This window comes from Streptomyces sp. NPDC006314, from assembly GCF_040613075.1.
In the GTDB taxonomy this organism is placed as follows: Bacteria; Actinomycetota; Actinomycetes; order Streptomycetales; family Streptomycetaceae; genus Streptomyces.
On the sequence record NZ_JBEXRL010000003.1, the window covers coordinates 337,434 to 356,044 of the forward strand.

The following is an 18,611-nucleotide window of genomic DNA, read 5'->3' on the forward strand; positions in this document are numbered from 1 at the left end:
CCCGGCGCGGTGTGCCGCCGCCTCGGCCCCTGCCCCTGCCCCGGCCTCCCCTTCGGTTCCTCACCGCGGCCCGGCCGGCCCCGGGTCCGGGCGGAACCAGTGGCCGCCGGTGCTCCAGCCCAGCAGCAGGCGGCCCTTGCCCGCGTCGGCCGGGTCGCCGCTCATGACCTGGCGGAGGCCGGTGAGGGCGGGAGCGAGCCGTCCGGACACATGCCGGGGCTGCCGTGCCATGTCCTCGGTCAGCCGGTCCACGGTGCGCCGTTGCTCGTCCGGCGTGCACAGCGACAGGTGGAACACCATCTGCCGCCAGGCGTAGGCGACGTCCTTGATGGCGCCGAGCGGACGCGGGTTGCGGTGGACGCGTCCGGTCAGCCGGCACACCGTGTCGAAGCAGCACAGGGTCAACTCGTCCCAGCCGACGCCGGGGTCGATGCCGACCCGGTGGACGAGGGTGGCCAGGTTGTGGGTGGTGAGGATCTGCGCCTGCTCGATCACCGTGCCGTTCTCGGCGGCCCAGGAACGGGACGTCCCCGTCCCCGGTGCGAACGCCGCGGCCCGCTGCCGGCACAGCGCGGCGAACCCGGGCGACGTACGGGCCCCGCCCGACCGGCGCGCCGCCTCTCCCGCCTCGACGACGGCCAGGTTGCGTACGGCCAGGTAGTCGATGGCGTAGTAGCGCTCGTACAGGGAACCTCCGCCGAGAAGTTCGGCCGCGACGCGCGCGGCGGTGAGGAACTTCGGGGTGAACGTGCCCATGAAGATGTCGGTGGCGAGTTCCTCCACGAGGGGCGTGTCCAGCTCGGCCTGGCGGGCGAGCACGGACAGTTCGCGGATCAGCGGGTTGGGCAGGATCGTGCCCGGGAAGGCCCGCACGGCCAGCCCGCCCAGTTGCCGCAGCGCGGCGGCCGCCGCCTCGTCCGCCCCGTCGGCGCCGCGGTGGCCGGCGACGGCCCGCACCCACGGCAGTTCCTCCACCCGGACCTGCCGCTGGAGGTTGAGCAGCAGCAGGGAGCGGCGATTGCGGAACGCGCGGTAGTGCGCGGCGGCCAGCGTGCGCAGGGCCGGATCGCGGTGTTGCCCGGCGGTGGCGGCGGCGACGAGCTGGGGAACCAGCTCCGCCAGGACTTCCGCGGAGGGAACCACCCCACGCTCCACGAGCGTGCCGACGGGGGCGCTGAGCGCGGCCTCGACGGGCCGGCGTACGGCGGGCGGGATGCCCGCGCCGGCTGGCGCGCCGGTCTCACCGGCCTCCTCCTCACTCACCGGCGCGACGATCGGCTCGACCTCGCTCACCCCGCCGGACTGCGGCAGGCCGGACAGCCGCCCCAGCACGACGCGGGCGAGCGCGTGGTGCGAGGGAAGTGCCGCCTGGGCGGCCTGCCCCCGCCGCAGTTCCGTGTGCCGCTCGGAGCCGGGCCGCCCGCGCCGCCGGACCATGGAGGCGACGGCGTGCCGCAGCATCCCGAGCCGTCGTGGCTCCAGCTCCCGCCCGGCGGCGGTCTCCTCCAGCGCGGCGCGCAGGATGCCCAGGTTCTCCTTGGGCTTGCGGTGCTTGGTGCAGTGGGTGTGCCGCAGGGCCAGGTCGCGGTAGCGACACAGCAGCTCGGCGGAGCGCGCGTGCCAGGCATCCGCGGTCGCGGGGATCCGTACGTACCCCTCCTCGTCCGTCACCTCCAGCCAGTGCAGCAGCAGTTCGTCGCCGAAGGGCTGCCAGACGGCGAGAGCCTCGCGCTGGGTCTCGACGGCTGTGCTGGGGCGCCGGCGCGCGAGGGCCGCGGAGGCACCGGCGACGGTGGAGCGGTGCACGGCGTCGGGCCGGGGCGCGGGCCGGTCGGACGGCCGCGGGCCGAACCGCAGCCGGTCGGCGAACGGCGCCAGCTCCCGCACCAGGTCCAGGGCGGCGTCCGTCTCCCCGGCCCGGACCAGCCAGGCCACGGTGAGCAGGGCGGCCTCCTCGGGAACGGTCACCGCGTAGCGTCCGCTGTCGAGAAGCGCGTACAGGTAGGTGAGCCCCTCCTCGGACAGGAAGTAACCGAACAGCGCCCGCCGCTCCGCGGGCACACCGGCCCGGCGCGCGGCGGCGGTCTCGAAGTCGAGCAGGGGACCGCCCGCGCTCGGCTCGCCGGTGGCGAAACCGCCCCGGACGACCTCCGGTGTGACCCACGGGGGCAGTCCGGCGACGGGCGCGCGGGAGCCGATCGTCAGCGGTCCGTTGACCATTCCGTCCAGGACGGCACGCCACCTGCGCCCGCGCTCCTGTGCGCGCCGGCGGGTCTCCGGATCCGGGTGCGTGGCGGCCGTACGGAACGCGGCGGTCAATTGACCGGCCGCGTAACCCGGGTTCGCCTGGGCGGAATGCTGCTGCTCAGCGTCGTCGTTCATAGCCGACGTGGCGGGTTCCGCCCCCGCGCCCTCCGGGACCACAGCCCGGTGCTCTGCTGCTGAGCTACACGTCGTCGATGGCCGACGTGGCGGGTTCCGCCCCCGCGCCCTCCGGGTTGGAAGCCCGGTGCTCTGCTGCTGAGCTACACGTCGATGAGCCGACGGTAGCCAGGGAGCGGGGATTCGTACAAACGGGTTTCGGCCGCGGCTCGTGCTGCTCCCTGGCGAGCCGGGCTGCGGGCGAATTGGCCGGTGGAGCTACGGGTGCGCATGGTGCGGGCCTCCGTCGACGGGGTCGGACGACCCGAGGCTTCTGCGGAGGAGACGATCACAGCGCGTGGCGGAGAGCGGCGCCGCGCGGGCACCCTGACAAGGCGTCAGGGGGGCGTGCGGGTAGGACCAGGGGTATCACCGATGGTGACCGGCCTGCTGCTCGCGGCACTCTGGTCACATGCCCAAAGCCACTGCTTCCCGCCCGCGTCCCCCGCTCCTCCGACGTGCCGCTGTCACCGCGGTCGGCGCCGCCGTCCTGGCTGCGGCCACAGTGGTGAGTGCACAGGGGACGGCCTACTCCGCGCCTGCTGCCGGCCCCTCGCCATCGACCGGCTTCCGTGACTGTCCCTCGCTTCCCGACGGCGTCGACCCGGCCCGCTGGAGATGTGAAGTGCACACGGCCGCACCCCGGGTGACGGTCGGCAAGGCCACGGTGACGCTTGCGCCGATCACCATGACGCACGCCGAGGGACCCCTGCCGGACGGCGGCAAGGGGCAGGTGTGGGGAGCGATGCACAGCGCGCCGACCGCCGTGCCGGGCGGGCTGACCGGGACCCCCGCAGGTGGACGCTCGCCGGTCCTGGGGCTGGCGATACAGCCGGAGTACGGCGGCCGGTCCGACTTCTACACCGGCCGGTGGAGCATGCGCCTGCGGTTGCTGAGCCCCCTGCTGCCGCACGGCTGCACCATCGGGGCCGACGCGCCCCTCGACTTCCAGCTCAAGCGTTCGGGTCCCTCCAGGTGGGTCTCCCAGGATCCACCGCTGATCGAGTTCTCGGCGTACGACGACACGTTCACCGCGCCGGCCGCGGAGCACTGCGGACCGCTGGCCGGACCCCTCAACCGACGGCTGGGCCTCCCGGCGAGCAGCGGAAACGTGATGTCGTACGACGCCTCCTACACCTTCCGGACCTACGACCAGCTTCCGTCGACCACATGAGCGTCCGGGCGGACCCTGAGGAGGGGCCCTCGTCCTCCCGGGTGCGTATGCCGGCCTCGGCCGAGCGCGGGCCCCGAGCGCAGAACGGGCCCGTCGCTTCCGCGACGGGCCCGTGTGTCTCCGCGTGGCGTCAGCCGAGCTTGGCGAAGCCGTAGGTGAGGAGCTTCTTCGCGTCCGCCTCGCGCTGGGAGATGGAGGTGGAGGCGAGGACGGTACCGATGACCGTCTTGCCGTTCCGGGTCGCGGCGAAGACCAGGCAGTACTTCGCCTCGGGGCCGGAGCCGGTCTTCACGCCGATGGTGCCGCTGTAGCTGCCGAGGAGCCCGTTGGTGTTCGTCCACGGGTTCATCGTGCGGGTGCTGCCCGTCTTGGTGATCGTCTTCGCGGTGTACGTCTTCGTCTTGACGATCGTGCGGAACGTGGAGCTCTTCATCGCGCTACTGGCGATCTTCGTCAGGTCGCGCGGGGTCGAGTAGTTGGAGCCGTGGCCGATGCCGTCGAACGAGTCGAAGTGGGTGTTCTTCAGACCCAGGTTCTTGGCGGCGGTGTTCATCTTGCCGATGAAGCTCGCCACGCGCTGGGCCCGGGTGGTGCCGGTGCCGAACTTGTCGGCGAGCGCGTAGGCGGCGTCGCAGCCGGACGGCAGCATCAGGCCGTACAGCAGCTGGCGGACGGTGACCTTGTCGCCGACGATCAGGTGGGCCTGCGAGGCGTTGTTCCTGACGACGTAGTCGCTGTACTCCTTCTGGATCGTCACCTTGGCGTCCAGGTTGAGGTTCGACTGCGCGAGCACGACCTTGGCGGTCATGATCTTGGTGGTGGAGCCGGTGGACCGCGTGGTGTCGGCAGCTTTGGTGTAGAGCGACGAACCGTTCGCGTTGTTCATCACGTAGCCACCCTTGGCCACGATCGAGGGCGCGGTGACGGCTTGCGCGGGCGCCGCGGTGAGGGCACCGGTGGCGAGCAGCGCGCCGGAGGTGACGGCGACGGCAGCGGCTCTGCGGATGCGGGTGCCCTTAATGCCGGTAATCAAAGTGAGATACCCCGATTGTCGTGAATGCCCCTGAAGTGCGGCCGAGTTGAGGCGGCAAGAGCGTGGGGCCGCACAGGTGTGACATGTAATTAGCACACATGGTTGTGCGGGTGCTGCGGGGGATTTTCGTCACGTCCGCATCGTGGACGAGGCTCCCGCATGCGTGCGTGTTGTATCTATCCTGTCGGCATGAACACGGCCGTTCAGCAGACCACCCATCGGACCCTCAAGCAGCCACCCGCAGCCGACCGCGTCTACGCCCACGTCAAGCAGGGTGTCCTCGGCCGCCGCTACGAGGGCGGAACCCTCCTCACCGAGGGGGAGCTGGCCGAGGCCGTCGGCGTCTCGCGCACGCCCGTCCGGGAAGCGCTGCTGAGGCTGGAGGCCGAAGGCCTGATCCGGCTCTACCCGAAGAAGGGTGCCCTGGTGCTGCCCGTCTCCGCGCAGGAGATCGCCGACGTGGTGGAGACCCGGCTGCTGGTGGAGGAGCACGCCGCCCGCAAGGCCGTACCCGCCCCGCCAATCCTCTTGGAGCGGCTGACGGAGCTGCTGGAGCAGCAGAAGGCGCAGGCCGCCGCCGGCGATCTGGCCGCGGCCGCGGTCACCGACCGCTGTTTCCACGCCGAGATCGTGCGCAGCGGCGGCAACGAGATCCTCTCCCGGCTCTACGATCAGCTGCGCGACCGCCAGCTGCGGATGGGCGTCGCCGTCATGCACTCGCACCCCGACCGGATCGCCAAGACGCTCGCCGAGCACGAGGAGATCCTGCAGGCGCTGCGCGCCGGGGACGCGGAGGCGGCCGTCGGGGTCGTGCACCGGCATGTGAGCTGGTTCTCGCACCTGGCGCGGGGTGAGGTCCGATGACCAACGCCACCCTTCCAGGTGACCCTCCGGGCGGCCGACGGGCGGTCGCCGTGTGGTCCATAGGCGTCGCCGTCTACTTCGTCGCCGTCATCTTCCGCACCTCGCTGGGCGTCGCGGGCCTCGACGCGGCCGACCGCTTCCACGTCAACGCCTCCGCGCTGTCGACCTTCTCCATCCTCCAGCTGCTGGTCTACGCCGGTATGCAGATACCCGTCGGCCTGCTGGTCGACCGGCTCGGCACCAAGAAGGTGCTGAGCATCGGTGCCGTGCTGTTCACGGCCGGGCAGCTGGGCTTCGCCTTCTCCCCCTCGTACGGCACCGCGCTCGCCTCCCGGGCGCTGCTCGGCTGCGGGGACGCGATGACCTTCATCAGCGTGCTGCGGCTCGGCACCCGCTGGTTCCCGGTCCGGCGCGGACCCATGGTGGCGCAGCTCGCGGGCCTGGTCGGCATGGCGGGCAACCTGGTCTCCACCCTGCTCCTCGCCCGGCTGCTGCACGGCATCGGCTGGACGCCGGCGTTCGCGGGCAGCGCGCTCGCGGGCGCGGTCGTCCTGGTGCTGACGCTGCTCTTCCTCAAGGACCACCCCGAAGGGCACGAGCCCGAGCCGTCCTCGCACCGGGGCGCGGCCTACGTCCGCCGGCAGATCGCCGCGGCCTGGCGGGAGCCGGGCACACGTCTCGGCCTGTGGGTGCACTTCACGACCCAGTTCCCGGCGATGGTGTTCCTGCTGCTGTGGGGCCTGCCGTTCCTGGTGCAGGCGCAGGGGCTCAGCCGGGCCACGGCCGGTGAGCTGCTCACCCTGGTCGTCCTGTCCAACATGGTGATCGGGCTCGTCTACGGTCAGATCGTCGCCCGGCACCATGCGGCGCGGCTGCCGCTGGCGCTCGGCACCGTGGGGGCGACCGCGCTGCTGTGGGCGGTGACGCTGACATACCCCGGGGAGCACGCGCCGATATGGCTGCTGGTGGGGCTCTGCGCGGTGCTCGGCGCCTGCGGTCCGGCCTCGATGATCGGCTTCGACTTCGCCCGGCCGGCCAATCCGCCCGAGCGACAGGGCACCGCGTCCGGTATCACCAACATGGGCGGTTTCATCGCCTCCATGACGACGTTGTTCGCGATCGGCGTGCTGCTGGACGCCACCGGCGACGACTACACCGTGGCCTTCTCCGCGGTCTTCGTCCTGCAGGCGCTGGGTGTCAGCCAGATCCTCCGGCTGCGGGGCCGGGCGGCCCGCCGCGAGCGGGAACGGCTGGTGGCGAGCCGCGTGGAGACGGTGCACGTGCCCGCGGCTTGAGCCGTGCCTCAGTGCCTGCCGACCCGCGCGCACCCGTTTCCCATCGGCTGGGAGGGAGGCCGGACCACCGGGGGTGCTCGCCGTCGGAGGCTCTCCGTGGCCCGCGCGCGGTCAGGGCGGACGGCCCCCGGTGCGGTTGTGCGGGCCGGCGGGGTCAGCGCGCCACCGGTACGAGGGTGAGGTAGGCGAGCCCGAGGACGCCCCGGTAACTCATCCACTGCGCCCGGTGCCGGTCCAGGCGCTCCCGGGTCTCGGCGGCCAGCGGATGCTCCGGGTGTCCGGCGAGCCAGACCTCCGTGTCCGCCTGGTACGCCGACTCGAACTCCTCCCACTCCTCGGGGCCGGCCGTCTCCGTCCACTCCGGCCGGAACCCGGCCTCGACGGCCAGGTCGAGGAGGGTCGCGAGATCGTAGTGGTCGGCGGCGGTGGCGCCCGGCCACATGCCGGACAGCTCTGCCTCGGTGGGCGGGCGCTCCCAGAAGCTCTCGCCGAGCAGCACACGCCCGCCGTCGGTCACCAGCCGGCGCAGCTCGCGCAGGGCTTCGACGGTGGGTGAGTCGGCGGCGCTCAATGCCTGGCTCGCGCCGAGGCACAGCACCACGTCGGCCGGGCCGCGCCGCGTCTCCAGGGCCGACTCCTGCACGAACTCCACCCGGTCCGCGAGCCCGCGCCGCTCGGCGTTGCGCCGCGCCCTGGCCAGATCCTCACCGCTGACGTCGATGCCGGTGCCTTTGGCGCCCGGTACGGCGTCCAGGAGGCGGAGAAGCAGCTCGGCCCAGCCGCAGCCGATGTCCAGCACGGTGTGGGGGCGGGTCGCGGCGAGCCGCTGGACCATCCTGCCGGCGCGGGGCTCGGAGAGGGGGCCGTGGAAGGTGAGGCGGCTGAGGCGGGGCGGAGTGTCGGTCATGGCGAGGACGCTAGGTGGTGCTCCCAGCGGCCCACCACTTGTTTACGGTCGGTCAGGAGGCCGGGCGCGGCCTTTTGTTCACGGTCGGCCAGGAGGCCGGACGGGGCCTTTCGCCCCGCTCCCTACGGCGTCACCGAGAGGTTGCGCAGGATGGCCGCGGCCAGGTCCTGGTCGCCCTCCGTCTTCACCCGGTCCGCGACCGCCTCCGGGGTGACCCGGCCGCAGGCGAGGCGGACGTAGGTCTCCCAGTCGAGGGTGAGGGTGGCGGCGGGGCCGAGGGCGGGGGCGGTCTCCAGGGTGCCGCGACCCTGGATGTCGACGCGGATCGTGCGCAGGAACTCGACCGGTCCGTGGACGTCGAACACGATCGCCGAACTGCGCGGCGCGGCCGCGTCCTTCGCGACGACCCTGGGCAGCACATCCAGCAGGACGTCCCGGGCGACGTACGCACCCGGCGAGTCGAGGTTGCCGGGGCGGCCGAGGGCCGTGCGCAGATCCTGTTCGTGCACCCACACGTCGAACGCCCGCATCCGATAGGCATGTTCGAGGGTGATGTCCTTGCCCAGCGGGCCGCGCACCGTGGTGCCGGGGTCGCGGGACTCGTTGCGCAGCTGGCGGTTGCGGCGGATGACCGTGTACTCCAGCTCGGCCGTCATCTCCGGCGCCGTGTGGTGGCGGCGGACGTCGACCTGCATCTCCATGTAGCGCTGGTGCTCGGTGGCGACGTGGAAGAGGTCACTGGGCAGGGAGTGGATGGGGCGCGGGTCACCGAGCATCTCGCAGTCCATGCCGATCACATGGGACACGATGTCCCGCACCGACCAGCCGGGGCACGGGGTCCGCCGGTTCCACTCACCGTCGACGAGTGACTGCACCATCTCGGATATCGCTTCGATGGAGTGCGTCCAGGCGTCGGCGTAGGGCTGGAGGGTGGGATGCAGACTCACGGAAACGGGACCCCTCGGCGGTCGGTACACGGGCAGGTGGTGTGGCGGCGTTGCCAGCGGGCGGTGGCTGCACTCGGCGGGTGTCTTGGGCCTCCCCCAAGTTCTCGGCTGCGCTCGAACGGGGGAGGACCCCCAAGTTACGCTGCTGTGAGGCACCCCGGCAGTGCTTTCGTGTGACGATCGTAGGCCCGTGTGGACGACTCGAATGCCAGGACGGTGGTAGTGTGCGCGCCTCGCTGATCCAGATCGCCGTGGACGAGGACGAATCGGTCGACTTCCGGCGGCAGCGCGTGGCCGCGCTGGTGCGGGAGCAGGCCGGTGCCGACCTCGTGGTTCTGCCCGAACTGTGGACCACCGGCGCCTTCGCCTACGAGGACTTCGGCCGCGAGGCCGAGCCGCTCGAGGGACCGACGTACGAGGCGCTGGCCAAGGCGGCGAGCGACGCGGGCGTGTGGCTGCACGCGGGGTCCATCCCGGAGCGAACAGCGTCCGGCAGCGGCTCCGCCGCGGGGGACGGCATCCTCTACAACACCTCTCTCGTCTTCTCCCCCTCCGGTGAACTGGCCGCGGCCTATCGCAAGATCCACCGCTTCGGCTTCGACAAGGGCGAGGCCGTGCTGATGGGCGCCGGACGTGACCTGGTCACGGTCCGGCTGCCCGGGACCACCCTCGGCGTGGCCACCTGCTACGACCTCCGTTTCCCCGAACTCTTCCGTGGGCTGGTCGACGCCGGCGCCGAGGTGCTGGTGCTCCCGGCGGGCTGGCCCGAGCGGCGACGCGCGCACTGGACGCTGCTGGCTCAGGCGCGGGCGGTGGAGAACCAGGCGTTCGTGCTCGCCTGTGGAACGGCCGGCACTCATGCGGGAGTTCCGCAGGCGGGTCACTCGATCGTGGTCGATCCGTGGGGCGAGGTGCTCGCCGAGGCCGGTCCGGGCGAGGAGATCCTCACGGTCGACTTCGACCCGGCGAAGGTCGCGGCCGTCCGCGAGCAGTTCCCGGCCCTGAAGGACCGGGTCCTCGGCCTGGAGCCACCCCGGCATCGGGGTTAGTCCTCCTCCCCCTCCTTCTCCGCCAGGTGGATCACACACACCGCCACCGCGATGAGCAGCGCCGGATCGGCGTCATCCCGTACGACGTCGACGCCGTAGGTGTCCCGGAGGGTCAGCCAGCGCCGGGAGATCACCGCGAGGAGTTCGCCGTCGTACTCGACGGCGAACTCCCGGTCCAGGATCTTGCCGCTGACGTCCAGTTCTGTGCCGTCGGCCAGGGCGACCCGGTAGTGGTGGCGCAGCAGGGACAGCCGTTTGCGCTTGACCCTGGCCAGGCCTTCGCCGTTCCGTTCGATCACCATCGTGTCGCGCAGCGCGAACATCTTCTGGTGGATGTCGATCAGGACCCGCCCCTGGGTGTCCTTGAGCTCGAAGGTGTCCCGCAGCCGCATCGCCTTGCCGTCGACGAGGAACACCTGCCGGCCGTGCTCGTCCTCGATCCACCAGTCGTCACCGATGCCGAGGATACGGTCGCGTACGAGGTATCTCATGCGGATACCGTTCCCCGGCACGGGGTGATCGTCACGGAGCCGGAAGGAGGGACGGATGCGACTGCGTGTCCTGACCGGGAGGGTGTGCGGTCACGGTGCCGGCGGCCCGGTGATCGACGCATCCGCCGACGCGCGGCTCGCCGTCCGTCCGACGGCTGCCGCGGCGGCGACCACCCCCGGGGGCTCGCCTTCACCAAGGAGGGCGTCCTGACGGCGGAGGTCCCGAAAGCGGTGGCGGACGCCTGGCTCGGACGGAACGGGCCCGAGGCCACCGCACCGCCCGCGACCCCTGCTCCCGGCTCACCGTCCCGCACCCCCCGATGACGGCACACCTCCCGCCGGCCCGAAGCGCCGCCGGTAGTCCGAGGGGCTGAGCCCCGTCCCGCGCCGCAGGCGGGCCCGCAGGTTGGCCGCCGTGCCCAGGCCGCTGCGGGCCGCCACGACGTCCAGCCGCTCCTCGCCCCGCTCGATCAGCCGGCACGCCAGCGCCACCCGCTCCCCGGTGAGCCACGCCAGCGGAGTCGTGCCCAGCTGAGTGCGGAAGCGGCGATGGAGGGTGGCGGGGGAGACGGCCGCGCGGGCCGCCAGGGCGGCGACCGTCAGCGGCTCGCCCAGCCGCTCCTGCGCCCAGGCCAGCAGCGGGCCGAGTGATTCGTCGGGCACGTCCGGCACCGGCCGCTCCACGAACTGCCGTTGCCCGCCGTCACGGTGGGCGGCGAAGACGAGGCGCCGGGAGACGGCGTTGGCGAGTTCGGCCCCGTGGTCGCTGCGCCAGATGTGCAGGCCGAGGTCGAGCGCGGCCGCGCTGCCCGCGGCGGTGAGGACGTCGCCCTCGTCGACGAACAGCACGTCCGGCTCCAGCAGCACCTTCGGATGCAGCTCTCGGAAGGCGTCCGCCCACATCCAGTGGGTGGTGGCCCGGCGGCCGTCCAGCAGCCCGGCCTCGGCGAGCGCGAAGCTGCCGGTGCAGAAGCTGACGACACGGGCGCCACGCGCGTGCGTGCGGCGGATCGCGGCCAGGACGTCGGGACCGCGCGGCACGACGTTGTCCGGGCGGCCGGGCACGATCAGGGTCTCGGCCCCGTCCACCGCCTCCAGACCGGGCAGACCGCTCATGCTGAAGAACCCGTGGTTCATCCGCACCTCGGGGGCGGGCGAGCACAGCGTCACGTCGTAGAGGGGCCCGGTCAGGTCCAGTTCCGGCCGGGGCAGTCCGAACAGCTCGGTGGCGACGCCGACCTCGAACGGGTTGGTGCCCGCGTCCACGATCACGGTGACCCGGTGCGGGGCTTGAGAGGATCGTTGCGGCATATGCGATTTCTAGCACTCGTACGGGCGGCCGCGGCACCCGCACGATGAGTCCATGGAACCGATCTCCCTGGACAAGGCACTGGCCTCCTTCACCGAGCGGTGGAGCCCCCGCATCGTCACCACCGTCAACGACTACGACGTCCGCGTGGCCAAGGTGCAGGGCGAACACCTCTGGCACGCCCACGAGCACACCGACGAGTTCTTCCTGGTCCTCGACGGCGAACTCCACATCGGCCTGCGCGAACCGGCCGGCGAGCGCACGGTCGTCCTCTCCAAGGGCGCGGTGTTCACCGTCCCGCGCGGCACCGAGCACAAGCCCTACGCGCCCGTGCCCACCGAGATCCTGGTCTTCGAGCCCACGGGGACCCTCACCGTCGGCGACCGGCACGACGAGGTGCCCGGCCACGTGGACGCGACCACGGGCCACGCTCTCTCCTGACCGGACACCGCTCCACCGGGACTGACGACCGACTTGTCCACAGGCGTCGCACCGGTTGTCGGAGTCGGGTGGCACTCTTGGGGCCATGGCCGACTCCGCACCCCGACGCGCCCGCGTCCGCCGCCCCCGAGCTCATCGGCAAGGTCCCAGCGACGCCGTCCTCGCCGACGAGGACATCATGGTGGTCGAGTCCGCCCGGCACCGCCTGACGCGGCTGCGCCTGCCCGAGGACGCGGTCCGGGGTGGAGTCGGTCGCCCACCGCACCCGGCGTGCCGCGACCGAGGTCGCCCCGGGCACCGTCCGCCCGGACGTGGTCTTCCAGGCCCCGGCGGGTCAGAAGCCGGATACGCGGTACGGCCCCTCGACCCGTCTGCCGGTCTCCTCGACCCCGCCCGAGCTGCTGCTCAAGGGCGAGGGAGCGGACACGGAGCCGACCCGCGAGCTGGAGCTGAACCCGGCCGCCACGGAGGGCGTCCTGCACGTCTCCGCGATGGCGGCCACCTGCGACGACGACCCTGCCAACGAGTACCCCGCCTGCCATGTCCACCAGCAGGACTGGGGTGTCCCGATCCGCCTCGCCGAGGGCGCGGCGAACCGACTGCCGCTCGTCCTGGCGGGGATGGAGGAGCAGTAGGCAGGAGTCACGTCAGACGCCGTAGCCGTCCGTGTAGCCCTCGCCGCGGTGGTGGTGGTGCGGCGTCTCCTCGACGACCGGCGTGGTCGGCGGGACCACGACCCGCCGGCGTCGCGCGATTCCACTGAACGTCGCGACGCCGATCAGGCCGACGGCCATCAGGATCAGACCGACGACCGTGAGGTTGACGCCCTGCATGTCCCAGTCGGTCGCGAAGGTGAGGATGGCCCCCACCGCTATGAGGATGATGCATCCGCCGAGCCCCATGAGGCTTCGCCTCCCCTTCCGGTTCCGGAATCTCCGGTGCTGTCCGGGTACCCGGCGGGGTCCGAACTAGCCCTCCAGAAACGCCGTCAGCGCGTTCGCCAGCAGGAACGGGTCGTCGGCTCCGCAGAGTTCACGGACGCTGTGCATCGAGAGGATCGCGACGCCGATGTCGACCGTGTGGATGCCGTGCCGAGCCGCGGTGATCGGGCCGATGGTGGTGCCGCACGGCATGGAGTTGTTGGAGACGAAGGTCTGGAAGGGGACGTTCGCCTTCTCGCAGGCGGCGGCGAACACCGCACGGCCCGAACCGTCCGTGGCATAGCGGTTGTTGACGTTGACCTTGAGGAGCGGGCCGCCGTTGACCCGCGGGTGGTGCGTCGGGTCGTGCCGCTCGGCGTAGTTGGGGTGGACGGCGTGGCCGGTGTCGGAGGACAGGCAGACGGAGCCGGCGAAGGCACGGGCCCGGTCCTCCGACGAGCCGCCGCGCGCGAGCACCGACCGCTCCAGCACCGTACCCAGCAGCGGGCCGTCCGCACCGGTGTCCGACTGGGAGCCGTTCTCCTCGTGGTCGAAGGCGGCCAGCACGGGGATGCGGGTGAGCGCGGCGCCGGAGGCCGCGGCGGCGGCCAGGGCGGCCGCGCCCGCGTGCACCGACAGCAGGTTGTCCATGCGCGGACCGGCGACCAGTTCGCGGTCCCGGCCCAGGTACGCCGGCGGCTCCACCGGGTGCGCCATCAGGTCCCAGCCGGCCACGGAACCGGCCTCAAGCCCCGCCTCCTGCTCGAGGAAGGCGATCAGGTCGCCCTCCAGTACGTCGTCGCCGAGGCCCCACACCGGCTGCAGATGCCGCTGCTTGTCGAGCTTGAGCCCCTCGGTGGCGACCGAGCGGTCCAGGTGGATGGCGAGCTGGGGCACCCGCAGCAGCGGGCGGTCCACGTTCACGAGCACGGTGGAGCCGTCGCGCAGGGTGAGCCGGCCGGCCAGCCCCAGATCCCGGTCCAGCCAGGAGTTCAGCAGGGGGCCGCCGTAGATCTCCACGGCGATCTGCCGCCAGCCGTGCGCCCCGCTGTCCGGTCGCGGCTTGACCCGCAGGCTCGGGGAGTCGGTGTGCGCGCCGAGGATGTGGAACGGGGTGTGCGGGTCGGCGCCCTCGGGAACGTACCAGGCCACGATCGCGCCGCCGCGCAGCACGTACTTGCCGCCGCTCGTACCGTCCCAGGCGTCCGTCTCGGCGACCTGCCTGAAGCCTGCCTTCTCCAGCCGTTCGGCGGTGTTCGCCACGGCGTGGTACGGCGACGGGCTCGCCGCCAGGAAGGTCATCAGGTCGTCGGTGTGGCCGCGATCGAAGCGGGCTGCTGCGCTCATGGGGTTCACCTTAACGACGTGCACGGGCCCGCTCCCGGGAAAGGGGAGCGGGCCCGTGCGGGGAATCGGCGGGGACGTCCGGAACGTCTAGAACGCGGCCTCGTCCAGCTCCATCAGGTCCAGCTCGACGGTCGCGGCGACCTTGCGGGCCAGCGTGACGCCGGGCAGGACGTTCGCCGCGAAGAACTTCGCCGCGGCGATCTTGCCGGTGTAGAACGCCTTGTCCTTCGCCGAGGCCGTGGCCAGCTTCTCGGCGGCGATCGCGGCGCCCTTCAGCAGCAGGTAGCCGACGACGACGTCACCGGAGGCCATCAGAAGCCGGGTGGTGTTCAGGCCCACCTTGTAGATGTTCTTGGTGTCCTGCTCGGTGGCCGCGAGGTCGGTCAGCATCAGGCCGACGATGGCCTCGAGCTCCACGGCCGCCTTGGCCAGCTGCTCGCGGGCGCCGGCCAGCTCCTCGCCGCCGGTGCCCAGCGCCAGGAACTTCTTGATGTCCTCGGCGAGCGAGTTCAGCGCGGCACCCTGGTTGCGGACGATCTTCCGGAAGAAGAAGTCCTGGCCCTGGATCGCCGTGGTGCCCTCGTACAGGGTGTCGATCTTGGAGTCCCGGATGTACTGCTCGATCGGGTACTCCTGCAGGAAGCCGGAGCCGCCGAAGGTCTGCAGCGACTGGGCGAGCTGCTCGTAGCCCTTCTCGGAGCCGTAGCCCTTGACGATCGGCAGCAGCAGGTCGTTCAGCGCGTGCTCGGCGGAGGCGTCCTCGCCGGCGGCCTCCTTGATCTGGATCGCGTCCTGGATCGAGGCGGTGTACATCACCAGGGCGCGCATGCCCTCCGCGTACGCCTTCTGCGTCATCAGCGAGCGGCGCACGTCGGGGTGGTGGGTGACGGTGACCTTCGGCGCGGTCTTGTCCATGAAGTTCGCCAGGTCCGGGCCCTGGACCCGCTCCTTGGCGTACTCCAGCGCGTTCAGGTAGCCGGTGGAGAGCGTGGAGATCGCCTTCGTGCCGACCATCATGCGGGCGAACTCGATGATGCGGAACATCTGGCGGATGCCGTCGTGCTTGTCGCCGATCAGCCAGCCCTTGGCGGGGTGCTTGTCGCCGAAGGTCATCTCGCACGTGTTGGAGGCCTTCAGGCCCATCTTGTGCTCGACGTTGGTGGCGTAGACGCCGTTGCGCTCGCCCAGCTCGCCGGTCTCGAAGTCGAAGAGGTACTTCGGGACGAGGAAGAGGGACAGGCCCTTGGTGCCGGGGCCGGCGCCCTCGGGACGCGCGAGCACGTAGTGGAGGATGTTCTCCGACATGTCGTGCTCACCAGAGGTGATGAAGCGCTTCACGCCCTCGATGTGCCAGGAGCCGTCCTCCTGCTGGATCGCCTTGGTGCGGCCGGCGCCCACGTCCGAGCCGGCGTCCGGCTCGGTGAGCACCATGGTGGAGCCCCACTGCTTCTCGACGGCGACCGAGGCGATGTGCTTCTGGACCTCGTTGCCCTCCTCGAAGAGGATGCCGGCGAACGCCGGGCCCGAGGAGTACATCCACACGGCCGGGTTGGCGCCCAGGATCAGCTCGGCGTAGGCCCAGATCAGGGAGCGGGGCGAGGTGGTGCCGCCGATCTCCTCGGGCAGGCCGAGCCGCCAGTACTCGGAGTCCATGAAGGCCTGGTAGCTCTTCTTGAAGGACGCCGGGACGGGCGCGGTGTTGGTCTCCGGGTCGAAGACCGGCGGGTTGCGGTCGGCGTCGGCGAAGGACTCGGCCAGCTCGTTCTCCGAGAGGCGGGTCATCTCCTCGAGGATGCTCTTGGCGGTGTCGACGTCCATCTCCTCGAACGGGCCGGTGCCGTACACCTTGTCGCGCCCCAGTACTTCGAAGAGGTTGAACTCGATGTCGCGGAGATTCGGCTTGTAGTGCCCCATGGCGACGGCTCCGTAGAGAGATCGGCGAGGCACTGACTCCTCGCACCTAGTTCACGTACCAACAAGTAGCACGATGATGCTACCCGTCGGTAATAAGAAGCAACCCCTGCCCGTCCAAGTGTGAGAAGGGTCTACTCCGCCACGCGCGTGAGCAGCGCCGCCCATGGGCCGGGATGCTCGGCGAAAGGCAGGCGACCGCCCGGTATCTCCACCAGGGCGCCTGCTCTCCCCGCCGCCACCGCCCCGGTGCAGCCGGGGGCGGCCCGAGGGGGCCGTCGGCCGGTGAGCCGGCCAGGGTGGCGCGGTGATCCGGGCGAGACCGGCGGTCGCGTCCAGTCGTGCCACCGGCTCCACATGCTCCTCCGGCGTGCCCTCCGGGACGCTCGCACCGGTCTTCTTCGCGGCCGCCTCCGGCTCCCGCGGGTCCCTCGCGTCCCGCGCGGCCGGGCGCAGGCAGCGCGCGAGCGGGCACCGCCCGCCCGGCGAGGACCCCGAGACGGCGAACCGCCGGGCCCCTGCCGCGTCGGCGAGGGCGATCAACCGGTCGGCCGACTCGCCCGGTTCCAGCGGGCGGGTGGAGCGCGCGGTGCCGCCCGTGCCCGGGTGGTCGGCGCCGATCACGGTGTACCGGGGTCCGTCGGCCGGTCCCTCACCGGCCCGGAGTCGAAGACGGCCACGGGGCACCCCCTGAAGCGAGCGTGGACGCCATCTGCGGCGGACGACACAGAACATTTCCCGATCCCCCAGCGTTCGCTACGGGAATTTCCCCGCCGCTCCCGGCGCCCCCTCTCCTCGGTACTCTTGCGCCCATGTACGGATACGGCCAGCCCATGGACGGTGGAGCTGCTCAGCAGCAGTACGCCCCGCCGCAGCAGCAGATGCCGGGCGGTGTCGGCGGGTACGGCCAGCAGCCGCCGCTCTACCCGGAGCCGTCCCCGCCGTCCCTCGCGGACGCGGTGCGCGCCTTCACCACGGGTCAGATGTCCGCCGAGGACTTCCAGCAGATCTTCGCCACGTCGAAGGTGTACTGCCCGCGCGGCGACACCCCCGGCTTCCTGGCCCTGCACAACACCCAGCAGCCGGTGATCCCGATGTTCACCTCGCTGAAGGAGCTGCGCCGGTACGCGGGCAAGGAGTCCAAGTACTTCGTCATCACCGGCGCCGAGGTGATCGACCTGCTGCCCACCGGCTACGGCTTCGTCCTGGACATGGAGGGTGAGCACCGGATGGTGTTCGACGCGAAGGCGGTCGAGCAGATGGTCGACTTCGCGATGCGCCGCATGTACGGCGGCGGCTGAGCCTCGCGCCTCGCGCGCCCGGAGCCCGGAGCCCGGAGGGAATTCCCTCCGGGCTCTCTCTGTTACGGGTGGCAGGAAGTTCAACGCTCAACTAAAGTGGGCGTACCAAGGAGGTACCGACCATGCCCGCAGTGACTGTCGAGAACCCGTTGACGCTGCCCCGTGTGACCGCTCCCGCCGACGCCGTGGCACGTCCCGTGCTCGCCGTCACGACCGCCCCGAGCGGTTTCGAGGGCGAGGGCTTCCCGGTGCGCCGCGCGTTCGCCGGGATCAACTACCGCTACCTCGACCCGTTCATCATGATGGACCAGATGGGCGAGGTGGAGTACGCGCCGGGCGAGCCCAAGGGAACCCCCTGGCACCCGCACCGCGGCTTCGAGACCGTCACCTACATCCTCGACGGCACCTTCGACCACCAGGACAGCCACGGCGGTGGCGGCACCATCACGAACGGCGACACCCAGTGGATGACCGCCGGCTCGGGCCTGCTGCACATCGAGGCCCCGCCGGAGTCGCTCGTCGTGTCCGGCGGTCTCTTCCACGGTCTGCAGCTGTGGGTGAACCTCCCCGCCAAGGACAAGATGATGGCCCCGCGCTACCAGGACATCCGCGGCGGCAACGTCCAGCTGCTCACCTCCCCCGACGGCGGCGCGCTGCTGCGTGTCATCGCCGGTGAGCTGGACGGCCACCAGGGTCCCGGCAGCACGCACACGCCGATCACCATGATCCACGCGACCCTCGCCCCGGGCGCCGAGATCACCCTGCCCTGGCGCGAGGACTTCAACGGTCTCGCGTACGTCCTCGCGGGCCGCGGCGGCGTCGGTACGGAGCACCGCCCGATCCACCTGGGCCAGACCGCCGTCTTCGGCGCCGGCTCCTCGCTGACCGTCCGCGCGGACGAGAAGCAGGACGCCCGCACCCCGGACCTCGAGGTGGTGCTGCTGGGCGGACAGCCGATCCGTGAGCCGATGGCCCACTACGGCCCGTTCGTCATGAACACCAAGGACGAGCTGATGCAGGCCTTCGAGGACTTCCAGAAGGGCCGCCTGGGCACGATCCCCGCCGTGCACGGCATGACGGGGAGCGGCCCGCAGGTCTGACCGGGACGGTCCCGAGCCCTGCCTGACGACACGTCGGCGAACAGGGCTCACCCACCCGGGCGCGCGCGGCAGGACAGCCGTCGGCGGCCGTGATCCGCTGG

At 71.6% G+C, this 18,611-nt stretch carries 16 protein-coding genes, 2 tRNA genes and 1 pseudogene; 8 read left to right on the plus strand and 11 right to left on the minus strand.

The window, feature by feature from the left end; all coding sequences use genetic code 11:
- Positions 1–60 precede the first annotated feature (60 nt).
- The 3 genes from ABZ079_RS07215 to ABZ079_RS07225 all read right to left on the minus strand — a co-directional run bounded on the left by ABZ079_RS07215 (position 61) and on the right by ABZ079_RS07225 (position 2,535).
- Positions 61–2,382, minus strand: a complete 2,322-nt coding sequence (locus ABZ079_RS07215) for a hypothetical protein (RefSeq protein ID WP_356938401.1) — start codon at positions 2,380–2,382, stop codon at positions 61–63.
- A gap of 2 nt (positions 2,383–2,384) precedes the next feature.
- Positions 2,385–2,456: transfer RNA gene (locus ABZ079_RS07220), tRNA-His, on the minus strand.
- Positions 2,457–2,460: 4 nt separating this feature from the next.
- Positions 2,461–2,535 (minus strand) — tRNA-Gly (locus tag ABZ079_RS07225).
- A gap of 511 nt (positions 2,536–3,046) precedes the next feature.
- Between ABZ079_RS07225 and ABZ079_RS07230 the strand changes: the two genes are divergently transcribed.
- Positions 3,047–3,595: a hypothetical protein gene (locus tag ABZ079_RS07230; protein WP_356938402.1), complete on the plus strand. Its 549-nt coding sequence runs from the start codon at positions 3,047–3,049 to the stop codon at positions 3,593–3,595.
- Between the two features lie 130 nt (positions 3,596–3,725).
- On the opposite strand, the gene ABZ079_RS07235 is transcribed toward ABZ079_RS07230, so the two are convergent.
- Entirely contained in the window at positions 3,726–4,628 is a 903-nt protein-coding gene (locus ABZ079_RS07235; protein ID WP_356938403.1) for a D-alanyl-D-alanine carboxypeptidase, read from the minus strand.
- 189 nt (positions 4,629–4,817) lie between these two features.
- Between ABZ079_RS07235 and ABZ079_RS07240 the strand changes: the two genes are divergently transcribed.
- Both ABZ079_RS07240 and ABZ079_RS07245 read left to right on the plus strand, forming a co-directional pair.
- Complete coding sequence (locus ABZ079_RS07240) at positions 4,818–5,492, plus strand: GntR family transcriptional regulator (RefSeq protein WP_356938404.1); 675 nt, start codon at positions 4,818–4,820, stop codon at positions 5,490–5,492.
- A complete protein-coding gene (locus ABZ079_RS07245) occupies positions 5,489–6,787 on the plus strand; it encodes an MFS transporter (RefSeq protein WP_356938405.1) in 1,299 nt (432 codons plus the stop codon). Before ABZ079_RS07240 ends, ABZ079_RS07245 begins: the two co-directional genes overlap by 4 nt.
- A gap of 154 nt (positions 6,788–6,941) precedes the next feature.
- On the opposite strand, the gene ABZ079_RS07250 is transcribed toward ABZ079_RS07245, so the two are convergent.
- Positions 6,942–7,694 (minus strand): class I SAM-dependent methyltransferase, encoded by a 753-nt coding sequence (locus ABZ079_RS07250; RefSeq protein ID WP_356938406.1) that lies wholly within the window; start codon positions 7,692–7,694, stop codon positions 6,942–6,944.
- Between the two features lie 122 nt (positions 7,695–7,816).
- The gene (locus ABZ079_RS07255; protein ID WP_356938407.1) at positions 7,817–8,641 is read right to left on the minus strand and encodes a maleylpyruvate isomerase family mycothiol-dependent enzyme; all 825 of its coding nucleotides are present in this window, start codon (positions 8,639–8,641) and stop codon (positions 7,817–7,819) included.
- Between the two features lie 224 nt (positions 8,642–8,865).
- Between ABZ079_RS07255 and ABZ079_RS07260 the strand changes: the two genes are divergently transcribed.
- Entirely contained in the window at positions 8,866–9,690 is an 825-nt protein-coding gene (locus ABZ079_RS07260) for a carbon-nitrogen family hydrolase (protein WP_356938408.1), read from the plus strand.
- Here ABZ079_RS07260 and ABZ079_RS07265 read toward each other — a convergent pair.
- Positions 9,687–10,181, minus strand: coding sequence for an LURP-one-related family protein (locus ABZ079_RS07265; protein WP_356938409.1), 495 nt, complete (start codon positions 10,179–10,181; stop codon positions 9,687–9,689). The genes ABZ079_RS07260 and ABZ079_RS07265 overlap by 4 nt on opposite strands.
- 300 nt (positions 10,182–10,481) lie before the next feature.
- Complete coding sequence (locus tag ABZ079_RS07270) at positions 10,482–11,492, minus strand: helix-turn-helix domain-containing protein (RefSeq protein ID WP_356938410.1); 1,011 nt, start codon at positions 11,490–11,492, stop codon at positions 10,482–10,484.
- A gap of 52 nt (positions 11,493–11,544) precedes the next feature.
- On the opposite strand from ABZ079_RS07270, the gene ABZ079_RS07275 reads away from it, so the two are divergent.
- Together ABZ079_RS07275 and ABZ079_RS07280 are read left to right on the plus strand one after the other, a co-directional pair.
- Complete coding sequence (locus ABZ079_RS07275) at positions 11,545–11,931, plus strand: cupin domain-containing protein (protein ID WP_356938411.1); 387 nt, start codon at positions 11,545–11,547, stop codon at positions 11,929–11,931.
- A gap of 145 nt (positions 11,932–12,076) precedes the next feature.
- A pseudogene (locus ABZ079_RS07280) lies at positions 12,077–12,566 on the plus strand (alkyl hydroperoxide reductase); the annotation flags it as partial.
- 12 nt (positions 12,567–12,578) lie between these two features.
- Here the strand turns inward: ABZ079_RS07280 and ABZ079_RS07285 are convergent.
- The 3 genes from ABZ079_RS07285 to ABZ079_RS07295 all read right to left on the minus strand — a co-directional run bounded on the left by ABZ079_RS07285 (position 12,579) and on the right by ABZ079_RS07295 (position 16,112).
- Positions 12,579–12,833 (minus strand): DUF6458 family protein, encoded by a 255-nt coding sequence (locus tag ABZ079_RS07285; RefSeq protein WP_356938412.1) that lies wholly within the window; start codon positions 12,831–12,833, stop codon positions 12,579–12,581.
- 66 nt (positions 12,834–12,899) lie between these two features.
- Positions 12,900–14,198, minus strand: a complete 1,299-nt coding sequence (locus ABZ079_RS07290) for a M18 family aminopeptidase (protein WP_356938413.1) — start codon at positions 14,196–14,198, stop codon at positions 12,900–12,902.
- An 87-nt stretch (positions 14,199–14,285) separates the two neighbouring features.
- Positions 14,286–16,112, minus strand: coding sequence for an acyl-CoA dehydrogenase (locus tag ABZ079_RS07295; RefSeq protein ID WP_356938414.1), 1,827 nt, complete (start codon positions 16,110–16,112; stop codon positions 14,286–14,288).
- A gap of 809 nt (positions 16,113–16,921) precedes the next feature.
- Here ABZ079_RS07295 and ABZ079_RS07300 point away from each other — a divergent pair.
- Entirely contained in the window at positions 16,922–17,410 is a 489-nt protein-coding gene (locus ABZ079_RS07300) for an SseB family protein (RefSeq protein WP_059250115.1), read from the plus strand.
- 122 nt (positions 17,411–17,532) lie between these two features.
- Complete coding sequence (locus tag ABZ079_RS07305; RefSeq protein ID WP_356938415.1) at positions 17,533–18,510, plus strand: pirin family protein; 978 nt, start codon at positions 17,533–17,535, stop codon at positions 18,508–18,510.
- The last annotated feature ends 101 nt before the right edge of the window (positions 18,511–18,611 follow it).